This is a genomic window from Umezawaea sp. NPDC059074, assembly GCF_042738955.1.
GTDB lineage: Bacteria > Actinomycetota > Actinomycetes > Mycobacteriales > Pseudonocardiaceae > Umezawaea.
In genome coordinates this window covers 13,285-27,895 of record NZ_JBHYHC010000126.1, presented here as the reverse complement: position 1 = coordinate 27,895, position 14,611 = coordinate 13,285, and the positions used below count along the sequence as shown (strand labels likewise).

Annotated in this window: 17 protein-coding genes and 2 tRNA genes; 8 read left to right on the top strand and 11 right to left on the bottom strand. The window is 68.7% G+C overall.

Going from position 1 to position 14,611, the window contains the following annotated elements:
- Positions 1 to 290: 290 nt before the first annotated feature.
- Positions 291 to 1,514 carry an NADP-dependent isocitrate dehydrogenase gene (locus ACFWW9_RS36940; protein WP_390387005.1) on the bottom strand — a complete coding sequence of 408 codons (1,224 nt, stop codon included), beginning with the start codon at positions 1,512 to 1,514 and terminating at the stop codon, positions 291 to 293.
- 214 nt (positions 1,515 to 1,728) lie between these two features.
- Here ACFWW9_RS36940 and ACFWW9_RS36935 point away from each other — a divergent pair, with 214 nt between their 5' ends.
- Positions 1,729 to 2,535 (top strand): metal-dependent hydrolase, encoded by an 807-nt coding sequence (locus tag ACFWW9_RS36935; RefSeq protein WP_390387004.1) that lies wholly within the window; start codon positions 1,729 to 1,731, stop codon positions 2,533 to 2,535.
- A gap of 92 nt (positions 2,536 to 2,627) precedes the next feature.
- Positions 2,628 to 3,113, top strand: a complete 486-nt coding sequence (locus tag ACFWW9_RS36930) for a hypothetical protein (RefSeq protein WP_390387003.1) — start codon at positions 2,628 to 2,630, stop codon at positions 3,111 to 3,113.
- On the opposite strand, the gene ACFWW9_RS36925 is transcribed toward ACFWW9_RS36930, so the two are convergent.
- The 6 genes from ACFWW9_RS36925 to ACFWW9_RS36900 all read right to left on the bottom strand — a co-directional run bounded on the left by ACFWW9_RS36925 (position 3,110) and on the right by ACFWW9_RS36900 (position 7,676).
- Positions 3,110 to 3,370, bottom strand: coding sequence for a Prokaryotic metallothionein (locus tag ACFWW9_RS36925; protein ID WP_315933486.1), 261 nt, complete (start codon positions 3,368 to 3,370; stop codon positions 3,110 to 3,112). The two genes, ACFWW9_RS36930 and ACFWW9_RS36925, sit on opposite strands and share 4 nt — an antisense overlap.
- Before the next feature lie 41 nt (positions 3,371 to 3,411).
- Entirely contained in the window at positions 3,412 to 3,768 is a 357-nt protein-coding gene (locus tag ACFWW9_RS36920; protein WP_390387002.1) for an MmcQ/YjbR family DNA-binding protein, read from the bottom strand.
- A 75-nt stretch (positions 3,769 to 3,843) separates the two neighbouring features.
- The gene (locus tag ACFWW9_RS36915) at positions 3,844 to 5,094 is read right to left on the bottom strand and encodes a glycoside hydrolase family 18 protein (RefSeq protein WP_390387001.1); all 1,251 of its coding nucleotides are present in this window, start codon (positions 5,092 to 5,094) and stop codon (positions 3,844 to 3,846) included.
- 180 nt (positions 5,095 to 5,274) lie between these two features.
- On the bottom strand, positions 5,275 to 5,769 hold the full coding sequence (locus ACFWW9_RS36910; protein ID WP_390387000.1) for a GNAT family N-acetyltransferase: 495 nt from the start codon (positions 5,767 to 5,769) through the stop codon (positions 5,275 to 5,277).
- A 67-nt stretch (positions 5,770 to 5,836) separates the two neighbouring features.
- Positions 5,837 to 6,832, bottom strand: coding sequence for a Crp/Fnr family transcriptional regulator (locus ACFWW9_RS36905; RefSeq protein WP_390386999.1), 996 nt, complete (start codon positions 6,830 to 6,832; stop codon positions 5,837 to 5,839).
- Entirely contained in the window at positions 6,825 to 7,676 is an 852-nt protein-coding gene (locus ACFWW9_RS36900; RefSeq protein ID WP_390386998.1) for an RNA polymerase sigma factor, read from the bottom strand. The genes ACFWW9_RS36905 and ACFWW9_RS36900 overlap by 8 nt, the downstream gene beginning before the upstream one ends.
- A 62-nt stretch (positions 7,677 to 7,738) precedes the next feature.
- Between ACFWW9_RS36900 and ACFWW9_RS36895 the strand changes: the two genes are divergently transcribed.
- Complete coding sequence (locus ACFWW9_RS36895; protein ID WP_390386997.1) at positions 7,739 to 7,948, top strand: hypothetical protein; 210 nt, start codon at positions 7,739 to 7,741, stop codon at positions 7,946 to 7,948.
- A gap of 129 nt (positions 7,949 to 8,077) precedes the next feature.
- Here ACFWW9_RS36895 and ACFWW9_RS36890 read toward each other — a convergent pair.
- Both ACFWW9_RS36890 and ACFWW9_RS36885 read right to left on the bottom strand, forming a co-directional pair.
- Positions 8,078 to 8,152 (bottom strand) — tRNA-Val (locus ACFWW9_RS36890).
- A 4-nt stretch (positions 8,153 to 8,156) separates the two neighbouring features.
- A tRNA-Arg gene (locus ACFWW9_RS36885) sits at positions 8,157 to 8,230 on the bottom strand.
- Between the two features lie 167 nt (positions 8,231 to 8,397).
- On the opposite strand from ACFWW9_RS36885, the gene ACFWW9_RS36880 reads away from it, so the two are divergent.
- A complete protein-coding gene (locus ACFWW9_RS36880) occupies positions 8,398 to 9,507 on the top strand; it encodes a DnaJ domain-containing protein (protein ID WP_390386996.1) in 1,110 nt (369 codons plus the stop codon).
- Here ACFWW9_RS36880 and ACFWW9_RS36875 read toward each other — a convergent pair.
- Positions 9,483 to 10,169 carry a DUF2625 family protein gene (locus ACFWW9_RS36875; protein ID WP_390386995.1) on the bottom strand — a complete coding sequence of 229 codons (687 nt, stop codon included), beginning with the start codon at positions 10,167 to 10,169 and terminating at the stop codon, positions 9,483 to 9,485. The genes ACFWW9_RS36880 and ACFWW9_RS36875 overlap by 25 nt on opposite strands.
- 213 nt (positions 10,170 to 10,382) lie before the next feature.
- Here ACFWW9_RS36875 and ACFWW9_RS36870 point away from each other — a divergent pair, with 213 nt between their 5' ends.
- The 4 genes from ACFWW9_RS36870 to ACFWW9_RS36855 all read left to right on the top strand — a co-directional run bounded on the left by ACFWW9_RS36870 (position 10,383) and on the right by ACFWW9_RS36855 (position 13,381).
- A complete protein-coding gene (locus tag ACFWW9_RS36870; protein ID WP_390386993.1) occupies positions 10,383 to 10,802 on the top strand; it encodes a hypothetical protein in 420 nt (139 codons plus the stop codon).
- A 78-nt stretch (positions 10,803 to 10,880) separates the two neighbouring features.
- Entirely contained in the window at positions 10,881 to 11,210 is a 330-nt protein-coding gene (locus ACFWW9_RS36865) for a DUF6188 family protein (protein ID WP_390386992.1), read from the top strand.
- Positions 11,211 to 11,362: 152 nt separating this feature from the next.
- Positions 11,363 to 11,932 (top strand): HhH-GPD-type base excision DNA repair protein, encoded by a 570-nt coding sequence (locus ACFWW9_RS36860; RefSeq protein WP_390386991.1) that lies wholly within the window; start codon positions 11,363 to 11,365, stop codon positions 11,930 to 11,932.
- Between the two features lie 9 nt (positions 11,933 to 11,941).
- Positions 11,942 to 13,381, top strand: a complete 1,440-nt coding sequence (locus tag ACFWW9_RS36855; protein ID WP_390386990.1) for a serine/threonine-protein kinase — start codon at positions 11,942 to 11,944, stop codon at positions 13,379 to 13,381.
- Here ACFWW9_RS36855 and ACFWW9_RS36850 read toward each other — a convergent pair.
- Complete coding sequence (locus ACFWW9_RS36850) at positions 13,370 to 14,542, bottom strand: MFS transporter (RefSeq protein WP_390386989.1); 1,173 nt, start codon at positions 14,540 to 14,542, stop codon at positions 13,370 to 13,372. The genes ACFWW9_RS36855 and ACFWW9_RS36850 overlap by 12 nt on opposite strands.
- Positions 14,543 to 14,611: the final 69 nt, after the last annotated feature.

The window sequence follows — 14,611 nt, the reverse complement described above, 5'->3', positions numbered from 1 at the left end:
TTTGTCGGGCTCAAAAGGCGGTCCAAAGAGAGTCCCGCCCGACCACAATTTTAAGGCCGAAATCCCCATGTCAAATCGGCCACGTTCCGTGGCCCTCGCCTGCCAGTCCCAGCCAGCCCGCCACCGACCCTGTGCCTGGGTGGTGAGCCACTACGTTGCCCCGGCGCCTGCTTCTGGTCACCAGCTCGGTCTTTCTGTCTTCCTGTATTTCTATCTCTCTTTGTTTGCTGCAAATGCTGAAGGGCCCGGCCGGTTTCCCGGTCGGGCCCTTCACCTGCCTACGACTTACGTCAGAAGGAAGCCATCTTCTTCTGGAGGTTCTCGTCCAGCGTCGCGAGGAAGTCCTCGGTCGTCTGCCATTCCTGGTCCTTGCCCACCAGCGCGGCGAGGTCCTTGGTCATCTTGCCGCTTTCCACGGTCTCGATGACGACCTGCTCGAGGGTCTCCGCGAACTTGGTGACCTCGGGGGTGCCGTCGAGCTTGCCGCGGTGCTTCAGGCCGCCGGTCCACGCGTAGATCGAGGCGATCGGGTTCGTGGAGGTGGGCTTGCCCGCCTGGTGCTGGCGGTAGTGGCGCGTGACGGTGCCGTGGGCCGCCTCGGCCTCGACGGTCTTGCCGTCCGGGGTCATCAGGACCGAGGTCATGAGGCCCAGGGAGCCGAAGCCCTGCGCGACGGTGTCGGACTGGACGTCGCCGTCGTAGTTCTTGCACGCCCAGACGTAGCCGCCCTCCCACTTCATCGCGGCGGCGACCATGTCGTCGATCAGGCGGTGCTCGTAGGTGAGGCCCTTGGCGTCGAACTCCGCCTTGAACTCCTCGTCGAAGATCTTCTGGAAGATGTCCTTGAAGGCGCCGTCGTACGCCTTGAGGATCGTGTTCTTCGTCGACATGTACACCGGGTAGTTGCGCTGCAAGCCGTAGGAGAACGAGGCGCGCGCGAAGTCCTCGATGGACTTGTTGAAGTTGTACATGCCCATCGCCACGCCGCCGTCCTCGCCGTAGTTGGCGACGACGTGCTGGATCGGCTCGGAGCCGTCCGCGGGCTGGAAGGTGATGGTGAGCTCACCGGCGCCGGGGACCTTGAAGTTGGTCGCCTTGTACTGGTCGCCGTGGGCGTGGCGGCCGATGATGATCGGCTTGGTCCAGCCCGGCACCAGGCGCGGGATGTTCGAGATGATGATCGGCTCGCGGAAGACGACGCCGCCGAGGATGTTGCGGATCGTGCCGTTGGGCGAGACCCACATCTTCTTCAGGCCGAACTCATCGACCCGCGCCTCGTCCGGCGTGATGGTCGCGCACTTGACGCCGACGCCGTGCTTCTTGATGGCGTTGGCGGCGTCGATCGTGACCTGGTCGTCGGTCGCGTCCCGGTGCTCGATGCCCAGGTCGTAGTACTCGAGGTTGACGTCCAGGTACGGGTGGATCAGCTTGTCCTTGATGAACTGCCAGATGATCCGGGTCATCTCGTCGCCGTCGAGTTCGACGACGGTGCCCTGCACCTTGATCTTGCCCATGTTCTCGGACTACTCCCTTCGAGTTCCTACTCGCGACCCGCGCAAGCGGTACAAGCGTACTGCTAACGCGTGGACTCCGTCGGCCGACCGTGACATAAACGACGCCGCGACTTCACCGAGCCTGCCATGAGCCCCTCGACGGCGCGGAACTGACCGGTAGGTTCCGGTGATCACCTACGCTTCCCCGAAAGAGTGATCTTGGGGGGAAGCACAGTTGTCCACGGGACCAACCCACGCCATGAGCGGCCTGCTGGCCTGGGCCGCCGTCACGGCCATCGCCGCTGACCACCCCATCGGCCAACTGCACCCGCAGGGGTGGGTCGTCGGGGCCGTGCTCGCCACCGGCGCGGCGCTGCTGCCGGACCTCGACCACCCCGGCTCGACCGTGTCGCGGACGTTCGGGCCGCTCACCGAGGGCATCTCCGGCGGCGTGAGCGCGGTCAGCTCGTTCGTGTACCGGACCACCCGCACCAAGCGCGACTCCAAGCGCGACGGCAGCCACCGCGGGCTCACGCACACGCTGGTGTTCGCGCTGTTCGCCACGGTCGGCACCACGGCCATCGTGCAGACCAGCCAGAAGTGGGTGCTGCCGCTGCTGATGTTCGTGTTCGCGGGCCTCGCCGTGCGCGGGATCCTGAACGACTGGCACCCCAAGCAGGACGCGCTGCTGATCACCGCCGCGTCGGCCGGGATCACCTGGCTGTGCCTGTCGTGGACCGAGCGGACGGCGGCCAGCGCGGCGGCGTGCGGGGTCGCGGTCGGCATCGGCTGCGTGGCGCACTACCTCGGCGACGCGATCACCGAGCAGGGCTGCCCGATGCTGTGGCCGATCCCGCTGGGCGGCAAGACCTGGTACAACGTCGCGCCGCCGAAGCCGATGCGGATGAAGACCGGCGGCAAGGTCGAGATGGCCGTCGTCGGGCCGATCATCACGGTGCTGTCGGTGTGGCTGTCGGCCGCGGCGCTGCAGAACGCGGGCGTCCTGCCGTTCCTCGGCGGCTTCGACCTGCTGCCGATCTGACGACGTTCACCGACCAGCCATTCGGCGGCTACCGCGACATCACCCGATCGGACTAGCGTCCACGCGCAACACCACATGCCGAGGAGGCGCCAGTGCAGGGCAGCACCTGGCTGGGGCTGGACGCGGACCACCGCACCCCGGACGACGTCGACACCACAGCGCTCCACCTGCACGCCGCGCTGCTCTACGACGCGCGGGTCGTGTGCGCGCACGAGGTCGACGGGCACCACGCCATGTCGTTCCGGCTGCCGGAGTACCCCTCGGAGAACACGCTGTCGACGCTGGTCGAACGCGGCTACGGCGTGGCCGTCCACAACGGATCGCTGCAACGCCTCGCGGGCCCGGAGGACTTGCGGCGCGGTGCCCTGCGGGCCGCGCTCGCCCACCGCGACCGGCTGGAGGGCCGCGCGCTGCGGTTCCCCGGCCAGCGCGCGCTGCACGGCCGCTACGGGGTGTCGGACATCCTCGCGTTCAGCGCGATCGACGAGGTGCTGCCGCACGGCGTCAAGAGCGTCGACGCGCGCGGCGACCTCCAACCCTCGTTCCAGCACGGGAAACTGGTGCTGCGCTGCCCCTAGCCGGGGTGCGCTCCCACGGTGTCGCGGATCTGGGCTCCGAGGCCGCTCGCGCCTTCACGGGCGCAGTGGGCGCAGCAGAAGAACCGGCCCTCCACCTCGACGCCGTGGCCGAGGATGCGGCAGTCGCAGTGCTCGCACCGGGGCGCGAGGCGCTGGATCGCGCACTCGAAGCTGTCGAACGTGTGCACACCGCCGCTCACGGTGCGCACCTCGAAGGCCATCCAGTAGTCGTTGCCGCACACGTCGCAGGTCGCCATGACGCGGAAGCCTGGGGCAGGTCCGGGCGGCCCGCAACTTTTCAGCCGTCGAGCTCGGCGACGAGCTTCTTCGGGGCCACGGCGCGGTAGGCGTCGTCCACGACGTCCGCGAGCACGTCCCAGTCGACGGGGACGTCGAGGTACACGCCGAGCCAGCCGCGGTGGCCCACGTAGGGCGGGCGGAAGTAGTGTTCGGGGTCGCTGTCGACCAGCACCTGCTGCACGCCTTCCGGTGCGGCGCACCAGAAGGCGACGCGGTCGTCGTGGTGGTGGTCGGAGTAGGTGACGAAGGTCTTCTTGCCGCGCACGAACCACGCGGGCTCGCCGTGGCTGAGCCGTTCCGTGGTCTCGGGCAGCGCCAGGCACAGCGCGCGCAGGCGTTCGAGCGGGTCGTCCATGCCGACGACCCTAGGCGCGGCTGAGCACGCTGACCACCGGTCCGTGCAGGGTGGGCCGGTGGTCAGCGCGGCTGATCAGCCGACGTTGTTCTTGACTGCCGTGATCAGCTCACCGTTGGCCGTGTCTCCCGAGAGCTCCCAGAAGAACACGCCACCGAGGTTCTGGTTCTTCGCGTACGTGACCTTGCCGCCGATGGTGGACGGGGTGTCGTAGCTCCACCACTGGTTGCCGCACTTGGCGTACGCGGTGCCCGCGACCGTTCCGGTGGTCGGGCACTTGGTCTTGATGACCTTGTAGTCCTCGATGCCCGCCTCGTACGTGCCCGGAGCGGCGGCGGTCGCCGTGCCGCCCGGCGCGGCCTGGCTGACGCCGGTCCAGCCGCGACCGTAGAAACCGAGGCCCAGCAACAGCTTGTCGCTCGGGATGCCCTTGCTCTTCAGCTTCTGGATCGCCGCGTCGGTGTAGAAGCCCGGCGTCGGGATGCCCGTGTACGACGTCAGCGGCGAGTGCGGAGCCGTCGGCCCCGTGGGGTTGAAGCCGCCGAAGTAGTCGTAGGACATGGGGTTGTACCAGTTCACGTACTGCGCGGCACCGGCGTAGTCGGCCTTGTCGATCTTGCCGTTGGTGGTGCCGTCCGCCGTGATGGCGGCCGTGACGAGGTTGTTGGAGCCGAACCTGCTGCGCAGCGCGCCCATCAGGGTCTTGAACGAGTTGAACCCGCTCGTGTCGCAGCTCAGGCCGCAGGCGTTCGGGTACTCCCAGTCGATGTCGATGCCGTCGAACACGTCGGCCCAGCGCGGGTCCTCCACCAGCTTGTAGCAGGAGTCCGCGAACGCCGCCGGGTTCGCGGCGGCCTGCGCGAAGCCGCCGGACCAGGTCCACCCGCCGAAGGAGTAGATGACCTTCAGGTTGGGGTACAGCTTCTTCAGCTTGCGGAGCTGGTTGAAGTTGCCGCGCAGCGCGCCGGTGTCCCAGGTGTCCGTCGTACCGTCCACACTGGACGCCGCGTCGTAGAACTTGCTCGTGTCGGCCTCGACGTCGCCGAGCACGCACTTGCCGCCGCTGACGTTGCCGAACGCGTAGTTGATGTGCGTCAACTTCGCCGCGGACCCGCTCGTGCGGATGTTCTTGACGTGGTAGTTGCGCTGGTAGACGGTCCACTGCGCGAAGTAACCGATGACCCGCTTGGTGATCGCCTGCGCGCCGACCCCCGCTTCGGGTGCCGCGGTGGCCGCGGAAGGCGCGGCGAGCATTCCCGCCACCAGCAGGGGTGCGAGGGCGGCTCCGCCGAGCGCCACCAGCTTTCGCCTGGCTGAACTGAACATACAGGGCTCCAAGTGCGCTCGTGGTGCCTCGGCACCACATAGGGCATGGCAGCCGACCGGTCGGCGGCGGATCGTCCGGTCGGAGTCGTCGGGGTGTTCAGAGCGTGATCAGTCGGACACACTCAAGCTAAGTGGACTAGACCACTTCCGTCAATGACCCAATCCCCGTTCGCCCCAGGTTCAGGTACCTGAACCGACCCGCTTCACATACCGCCGCACCGGAACCACGATCCCTCCAGCGGCCAGATGCTCGAACCCCCCACGATCCACCCACCCGCACCGCTCGTAGAACCGCCGAGCCCTCACATTCCCCGCCACAACCGCCAACCACGCCTCGCCAAACCCGTTGACGGCAACCTGCCGCTCAGCCTCAGCGAGCAACACCCCCGCCACCCCGGCACCACGGTGAGCGGCATCCACGTACACCTGCTCAACCTCGTCCCCGACCACCATCACAAACCCGGCAACCACCCCACCGACCACAGCGACAGTCGTGTCCCCCACCTGCTCCGGCGCCCGCACCCAGAACGACTCCTCGGTCCGGGCGTCACGGAGTTCATCGGGCACATGCCCCAGATGCCCGTCCTGCCAACCACGGAACCAGATCTCGGCAACGGCCACCGAGTCGGCAGCGGTGGCAGGACGAAGGCTCACGGATTCGCGGTCACCCGGCATCGACCGAGTGTAGAAAACCCGTTGCCCCAAGCGATTCCCATTCCACCCGGACTCGACCGGCTCTCGCCTACATGACGGCCTGCCCGGCGAAGACCTGCCCTTCGAGCGTCGTCCTAGAACGACTTCCCGTCTCGGGTGACGCCACTGCCGAGAACTCGTACAACCTGTCCAGGTCGGGGACGACGACATTGCGCCGCAGGTGGCTCACCACAACTCCCGCCTTCCGCAGATCGCTGAACGCCTTCTCCGCCGTCCGCGGCTTCATTCCCGCGAGCGACGCCAGTTCGACCTTGGTCAACGGGATGCCCAACACCCACCCTTCGGGCTCCTGCCTTCCGTACGTCCGGACCAGCTCGCACACCACTCGGGCAACCCGTTCCGCAGCGGGGAAGGAAAGGAAGTCCCGACGCCGCTGATCGGACCACCTCAACTGATCGTTGATCATCGCGAACAACTCGATGAACGCGTCGTTGCGCCGCTGCAGGAAGGCCGTGAACTCCGAACTGCTGATCATCAGTGCCACCACGTTCCCGCAGGTCAAGACGGACGCGGATCGAGGCCTCCCGTCGAGCGCTGACATCTCTCCCACGATGTCACCCGCCACCCGGATGGCCAGGAGAGCGGTATTACCGGTCTCGTCCGACGCCTGAACCTTCACGACACCGTCGAGCAGCAGCAGTGCATGGGTGTCGGTCGCGTCCTGCTCGATGATTTCCTCGTCGTCCGGAAATCTGACCACAGCCCCGATTTCGAGCAGTTCTCGCCTTGAGGAATCACGCAGGCGGCCCAACAGGCTGTGCGCGGGCCATCCCAGTTCCGGCGGCACGAGCGGGATCGGCGGCTGGGCGCCGACACGGACCTTCACTCGCAGGAAGGACCGGTCGATGGGGAACCTGACCGGTGTCTGTTCCGCGCTCTGGTCGATCCGCAGCACTCGCTCGAGAACAGATCCAGCGACGTCGGGGCTCGTCCGCGCGCACAAACTCCGAACATCGGCAGTGCCGAACGAGGACTCGCTGATCAGCTTCGCGACGTGATCCCGCGCGTTCACCGGTTCAGGCATCTTCATCTCCTCCCGAAACCGCACGTCGCCCCTGGAAGCGGTGTCTCTCCAACGCGCTCTTGACCACATTCCTGGTCACGCCCAGGAGTTCGGCTATCTCGCCGAGTGTGTAACCCATCTCCTGCAGGATGATGGCCTTGTGGGCGACCGGGTGCTTGATGCCGCCGAGCCCGGCCTGAACGCTCAGGCGCTTCACGACGAGGTCGGCTGGATCGTCACCTGACGGCAAGCCGGCGATGCTGTCCACGTCCACGGTGCGCGCTTCGAACCGACGTCGGCGATCGTGTTCGGTCCGCCATTTCCGGTAGTGGTTCGGGAAGGCGTACACGCACCCGGTGATGAAGTAGGTCTTCAGGCTCGCACCGGATTCCGGTCTCCACTCGCCTCCCAGCACCGCGCGGTCCCGGAAGTCGACGATCGCCTTGGCCACGGTGTCGCCGGACAAGCCGACCATGTCCTCGTGCTCCCAGTACGGAGGGGGTTCTCCGGGCCAGCAGTTGTGCCTCTTGCACTGGTGGAAGATCTCACCGCTGATCAACCAGGCCATCATGACCGCATGGCCGTAACCGGCGAGTTTGTTCACGAAATCCGACCAGGCGGGGCCAGCGCACTGCTCGGCGAGCAGCACGCTCCACAAGTGGCGGTCCTCGTGGACGTCGTGCGGCAGATCTGCCGAATGGTCATCCTGCACCTCGTCCTGATCCTCACTCGAGTACGCGGGCCGGAGCATCCGGTCAGGGCCTCGTGATCCGCAGAAGGGCTTGTTGAGCACTCCTATGTCGAAGTCGGGGTGCGGCGGCAGGCCCGTGGCGAACTTTCGTTCGAGGAGGAACGCCCATGCCACAGGCGTCTGACCGACACATAGGAGTGCGGCAGGACCATCAACTCGATGCACCTGGAGAAGCGATGAGCAAGTCGACTCCCCCGCCGTTGCTGACCACGAGAAGTGCGGTCGTGCTCCTGCTCGGCGCCGTCTGTGGTGCCGCGACGGGTGTCCTGACGTACCTGACCGCGCACGACGTCGCCACAGCGGTTCTCGGCGGATCGACGGCGAGCGGAGCGGCTACCGCCTTCTTCCACAGCGCCATCGACCGCGACGAATCCGGGCTTCGCTGACGCACCTGGGCGACATGGGAAGGCCCGCCCGATGCGAAGCAGGGCGGGCGAATGGGCGCAGCCCATCAACCGGGGGTCTGGGGGCGCAGCCCGCCGGGTGGGGCTTGGGGGCTTCGCCCCCAAAAGACACGGACCAGGCCGGACTCGAACCGGCGTGCTCCCGCTCTGTGTGAGTGGGCGCGACAACCACTGCGCTACAGGTCCCCGATGAGCCGGGCCGGGGTCGAACCGGCGTCCTCCCCGCTCGCTGCGGGGCGCGACAACCTCTGCGCTACCGGACTCGTGGCCCAGCCTAGTGGTTCGGGCTTGTCGTGGTGGGAGATCAAGCCCAACGGAGCAACGGCGGCAGCACAACGTGGCCGTCAGCCCTTCGAGTGATCAACTCGGGGCGGGGCTGTTCGGCTGGTTCGGTGGCACACAATAGGGTCTGCTCCGCGGGGTCACTGACGATGGGCGGTTTCGTGCGCGCGGTCGACTACTACGAGGTGCTGGGCGTCGGGCGTAGCGCGTCCACCAGGGAGATCAAGTCCGCTTACCGGACCCTCGCCAAGGTCGCGCACCCCGACGCGGGTGGCAGCGGGGACGGGTTCCGGACGCTCCAGGAGGCGTACGAGACGCTCCAGGACCCCGTGCGGCGGTTCCACTACGACCGCGCGGGCGCCACGACCACCGTCGCGACCAGGCCGCGGAACCGGCGGTCGACGAAGCTGCGGGTGTTCGGGGACGACCCGAACTTCGTGCCGCCGCGCCCGTGGGTGGACCTCGGCGACATCCCGTGGTGGCACCTGGTCGACCTGACGCAGCGCGTCCGGTACGTGCCGACCAGCGGGCCGGGTCACGCGCCCGCGCTGGCGGCGATCACCGGGTGGCTGCTGCTGTTCCTGGCGGTCGCGGTGTTCGGGTTCTCGCTGGTCCTGCTCGTCGTGTGGCTGCCGCTGGTGGCGGCCGCGGCGACGGCGGCGTTCAAGCTGGTCCGCAAGTACCTGAGGAGCATGCGCGAGGACCGGGTGTTCGCGGGCCGCTACGACACCGGCGTCGTGTACGGCGAGCCGGAGGAGCGGATCTGCGAGCGGTACAGCGCGGAGGTGCTCGGCAAGTACCTGACCCGCCTGCCGGGGGCGCGGATCTTCCACGGGCTGTCGTGGCCCGGTTCGGTGTTCGCCGACATCGACCACGCCGTGCTGTGCGGGAAGCGGCTCGTGCTGGTCGAGTCGAAGTCCTGGTTACCCGGCCACTACGGCGCGGACGACGACGGCACGCTGTGGCGCAACGGCCACGTGTTCCGCGGTGGTGGCACGATGCTGCCCGAGGGCCTGGAGGCCTACCGGCGGGCGTTGCCCGACCTCGAGGTGCGCGGCGCGCTGCTGATCTACCCCAGCCGCGAGGGGGAGATCACCACGGACGAGGACGAGAACCAGGTGGTCGTGCCGATGACGCCCGACCAGTTCGTCGAGGACTTCGGCGAGTGGTTCGCCGAAGACCCCGCGACCGTCGACCGCGAGGCGCTGCGGGTGCTGCTGAACCAGGTGGTGGCTCAGGCGCGGGCGGCGGGGGCCTGAGCGACGAGGTCGTCCGGGCCCTTCCCCGCGAGCTGGCGCGCGGTGTCCACGTACAGGTCGAGCAGCAGGCTCATGTCCACGATCTTGCGGCGCACCTGGTCGGCCTTGGTGCCCTCCTTGGTGAACGGCGGCGGGAAGAGCGTGATGCCCTCCCACGGCGCCGCGCGCGCCGCCTCGGACCGCCAGTCGGGCCAGTAGCAGTCGGCGTAGAACTTGGTCAGCGCCCCGCCGAGGAACCACTCCAGCATGCCGCTGTAGGTCGAGTCGATGCTCTCCCACTCCAGCGTGTCCGGGGCCCAGTACCAGAGGCCGCCGGGCGGGCCGTCCAACGCGGTGCCGTTGAGCGCGAACCTGCCGCCGAGCAGGTCGTAGCCGACCGTCATCTTGCCCACCTCCTCGTACTCGCCGAGGGCGGGCAGTGCCCCGCCGCCGCCGAGCAGGCGGACCCAGTTGTCGATGACGAGGCCACCGGTGTGCAGGGCGATCGCGCCGAGCGCGGACCCCGCCGTCACCTGGAGGCGGTGCAGCGTGCGCCGCGCCGACTCCGGGCCGACCGGCAGCACTTCCACCGACAACTCGGACTTGTCGATCAGTCCCTGCACCCAGGGCCATGCGGGACGGTCGACGTCGACGAGATCCTCGACCTGACGTGGTGCGCTCACCCGCCCATTCTCACCTACTCAGGCCCATCAATCACCCATTCCGGGGCTGCGAGGTTGCGAACTTCTACAGGACGTTACCGTGGGGAAGAACACGTAACGTTCACGCGATCTTGTGCGAAGGCTGTTCACAGGCCCCTGAACAGGCGTTGAACGCCGAATGATGATCGACCTCGAGTCGACATGTCGATCAGCCCACTCTGTAGCTTGGGCCACATGAGCGCCGACCTGGTGGGCCGATGGAGCTTCGACTACGGCTACCACAGCGCGATGGAGGACGAGGAGCTCGTGTTCCGCGCCGACGGCACCGGCTGGTGCGAGTGGTCGCGGCCGGAGCTGAGCGAGTTCACCGTGTTCTCCTGGGAGGTGACCGGGCCCGCCGCCGTCCGGATCACGCCCACCCGCGCGGCCCGCGCCGAGTTCGAGGCGATCGAGGAGCTCGACCTGCCCGACCCGGTCGACGTCGAGTACGCGATCGTCGAGGAGACTCGGCCGCTCTACCCCGGCATGGAGGTGCTCGCGCTGCGGATGGCGCTGCCGTTCGCGGTGTTCCGCGCCGAGAGCTACGGGCTCTCCCGCCGGGAGACGCCGGAGGGCGACCGGCCGTACCTCTCGTGGCTGGACGACGAGCTGTAACCGTCCCGGCCTCGTATCGCGGTCGCCCCGGCCTTACATTGCCCGCGAGACCACTAGTCAGTTCGGAGCGTTACAACCATGCAGTCGCATCACGAGTTGGTCGGCACGCAGGTCTGGCGGACGTCGTTCGACCACCAGGTCCGCCTCACCCTGGTCGCGCACCCGCGGCTCAGCGCCGAACTCGTCGTGGAAGTCCCGTTCGAGCTGTGCAGCGGGACGGGCGAGTCGCACGAGATCAAGCCCGGCGAACCCGGCACGCTGACCCCCGTGCTCGGCCTGTTCATGAAGACCGTGGCGTCGGTCGACGTGACGGACGACGAGTCGCTCACGCTGAGGTTCGACGACGGCTGGTCGCTCGCCGCGCGCCCGGACGGCGACTTCGAGTCGTGGAGCATCGTGGAGCTGTAGCCTGCCGAACAGCGGCCGCGCGGGTTTGTCGCAGGCGAACCGCTCACCCGGCTGCTCGAACACCGCCGGGAGCAGGTGGTCGCTGATGTCGTGCGGCCAACGGGCTCCCGGTGCCAACGGCGAGTTCCACACCCCCGTGGGATCCTCTCCCCATGACCCGCACGCTCTGCCTGGCCCAAGACCCGGCGTCCGACGCACTGCTCGCCGAGGACCCGTTCGCGCTGCTCGTGGGAATGCTGCTGGACCAGCAGATCCCGATGGAGAAGGCGTTCAAGGGGCCGAAGGTCATCCAGGAGCGGTTGGGGCACGTGGATCCGGTGCGGATCGCGGAGATGGACGAGGACGAGTTCGTGGCGGCCGTGTCGAAGCCGCCCGCCATCCACCGGTTCCCTGGGTCCATGGGGAAGCGGGTGCGGGAGTTGTGCCGGTACGTCGTCGAGGAGTTCGACGGGGACGTGCGCCGGATCTGGGCCGACGGGGACGGGGCCGCTGTGCTGAAGCGGTTGAAGGCTCTTCCGGGGTTCGGGGATCAGAAGGCGCGGATCTTCCTGGCGCTGTTGGGGAAGCAGATGGGCGTTGAGCCCGAGGGGTGGCGGGAGGCCGCTGGGGCCTACGGGGAAGCGGGGTCGCGGCGGAGTGTCGCCGACGTCGTGGACGCCGTGTCGCTGGGTGAGGTGCGGGACTTCAAGAAGGCGGCGAAAGCGGCGGCGCGGACGACGTAAGGTCTGCGCGTGCACATTCCCGGACTGACGAATCTGCAACCTCTGGGGTCGGGTGGGTTCGCCACCGTCTACCGCGCTCACCAGGTGCAACTCGGGCGCGACGTCGCGGTGAAGATCGACAACCGGGTGCTGGTCAACGAACGCGACCGGCGGCGGTTCCTGCGCGAGGCGCACGCCGCCGCGCGGCTGTCCGGGCACCCGAACGTGGTCGGGGTGCACGACGCGAACATCACGCCGCAGGGCATGCCGTACATCGTGATGGAGCTGTGCACCGGCGGATCGCTGCACGACGTGCTGGACAAGAACGGGCCGTTGCCCGCCGAGCAGGTCCGGCACCTCGGCGTGCAGCTGGCGGACGCGCTGGCCGCCGCGCACGCGGAAGGCGTGCTGCACCGGGACATCAAGCCCGGCAACATCCTCGTCGACCGGTACGGGACGGCGAAGCTCGCGGACTTCGGGCTGGCGGCGCTGGTCGACGCGGCGGGCGACAGCACCGCGACCCGCGACGCCCTCAGCCCCAGCTACGCGCCGCCGGAAGCGTTCGCGATGGCCGCGCCGACGGCGGCGGGCGACGTGTACTCGCTGGCCGCGACCCTCTACGACCTGCTGGCGGGCAAACCCCCGCGCCCGGTGCCGTGGCCGATCGAGTCGTTCGACCACCTCGGCGAGGTGCTGCGCTCCCCCGTGCCGCCGGTGCCGGGCGTGCCGGTCGAGTTCCACCACACCCTGGTGCGGGCCCTGCACCCCGACGTGAACGCCCGGACGCCGACGGCCGCCCGGCTGCGGGACGAACTGCGCGGCGCCGTCGCCGTGTCGCCCCCGCCCCCTCCGCCGGTGGCGCCGCCGCAGATCAGCCAACCGCCGCAGATCCGGCAGGCCGACCCCTCGGTGCGCACGGAGAAGAAGCGGTGGCCGGTCGTGCTGGCCGCCGTCGTCGTCGTGGTGGCGATCGGCGCGGGCGCGTGGTGGCTGATCCCGAAGGACGGGACCACGGCCGCGGGGAAGCCGAGCGGCACGAACGACACGGGCGGCTCCGCCTCGAAAACGGCGGGCGACCTGCCGCCGCCCTTCCTCAAGGCGTGCGCGACGGGGTACTGCGTGGCGGAACAGGCCTGCTACAACGGCTTCAACGAGTTCGGCGGGCAGGCGACCACCTCGCGCAAGACCGGCACCTGCGCCGATGAGCACTACTGGGAGGCCTTCGCGGGCGGGTGGCTGTCGGGCGACATCCCCAAGGTCGACAGCGACACCCTTTTGAAGGCCCCCGAGATCTCGGGGGTCTGCACCAAGGCCGCGATGGCCGCCAACACCAGGCCGACGGTCGACACGTCGACCTGGCAGGTCGGCGTCGTCGGCTACGCGGACGGTGACCGCAACTACTTCCTCTGCATGGGATCGCCCGCCGAAGGCGGCGAGACGACCACCAGCGCGTTCGGGTCAGGCGGCTAGCAGGACCTGCTCCGGTTCCGGCTTCCGGCTCACGCGGCGGGCGTGGATCAGGAGGCCGAAGGCTGCCAGGGCGAGGATGCCCGCGATCGGGGGGAGCAGGGTGATGCCGACGTTGTCGATGATCAGGCCGCCGAAGACGCCCGAGATGCCGACGCCGAGGTAGATGGCGGAGGCGTTGAGGGACAGCAGGAGGCCGCTGTTGGTGGGGGCCAACTCGATCAGCCAGTTCTGGATGGGTGGGTTGACCGACCAGGTGAACAGGCCCCAGACGAACAGGGCGATGCCCGCCGTGATCGTGGTGGTGGCGGTGAGCGGGAGGGTCACCAGGACGGCGATGAAGACGGCGAAGATGACCACCAGCAGGCGTTGGCTGCCGAAGCGGTCGGTGAGCCTGCCGCCGAGGGAGTTGCCGATCGCGCCGCCGACGCCGTAGGCGAACAGCAGCAGCGAGATCACGGTGCCGTGGATGCCGGCGGTCGCGGCGAGCAGCGGTGAGATGTAGGTGAACACGCCGAACGCGGCCAAGCACGCCAGGACGGTCATGCCCAGCACCGGCAGGACGCGGCGGTCGGCGGCGACGGCGAAGCGCTCGCGGATCGTCACGACGGGCGGTGCGGCGACCTGCGGGACGCCGAGGCGGACGATGACGGCGGCGACGAGGGACAGCGCGCCGACGGCGGCGAACACGCCCTGGTAGCCGATCGAGCCGCCGAGGAGGCTGCCCGCGGGGACGCCGATGATCAGCGAGAACGTCAGGCCGCCGAAGACCGTGGCGACCGCCCGGCCGCGGTGTTCGGGGGTCGTCAACGCGGTCGCGACCAGCGTGGCGGCCGGGGTGTACGCGGCGGCGCCGAGCGCGCTGATCACGCGGGCGACGAGCAGCAGCGGGTAGTTCGGGGCCAGCGCGGACAGGATGTTGCCGATCGCCGAGACGACCAGCGCCACGACCAGCAGCTGCCTGCGGTTCCAGCGGCCGGTGAGGGCGGCCAGGACGGGGGCGGCGACGGCGTAGGACAGGGCGAACACGGTGAGCAGCTGGCCCGCGGTGGACAGCGACACGTCCAGTTCGCGGCTCACGGCGGGCAGGAGGCCGGACAGGATGTAACCGCTGGTGCCCACGGTGAAGGCTCCGGCGGCGAGCAGGTACGTGCGGGCGGACATCGGACTCCCAGCATCGGCTCCAGTGAGGTTCGACGCCGACCGTACTACGAGTTTCATCGAACTACGACA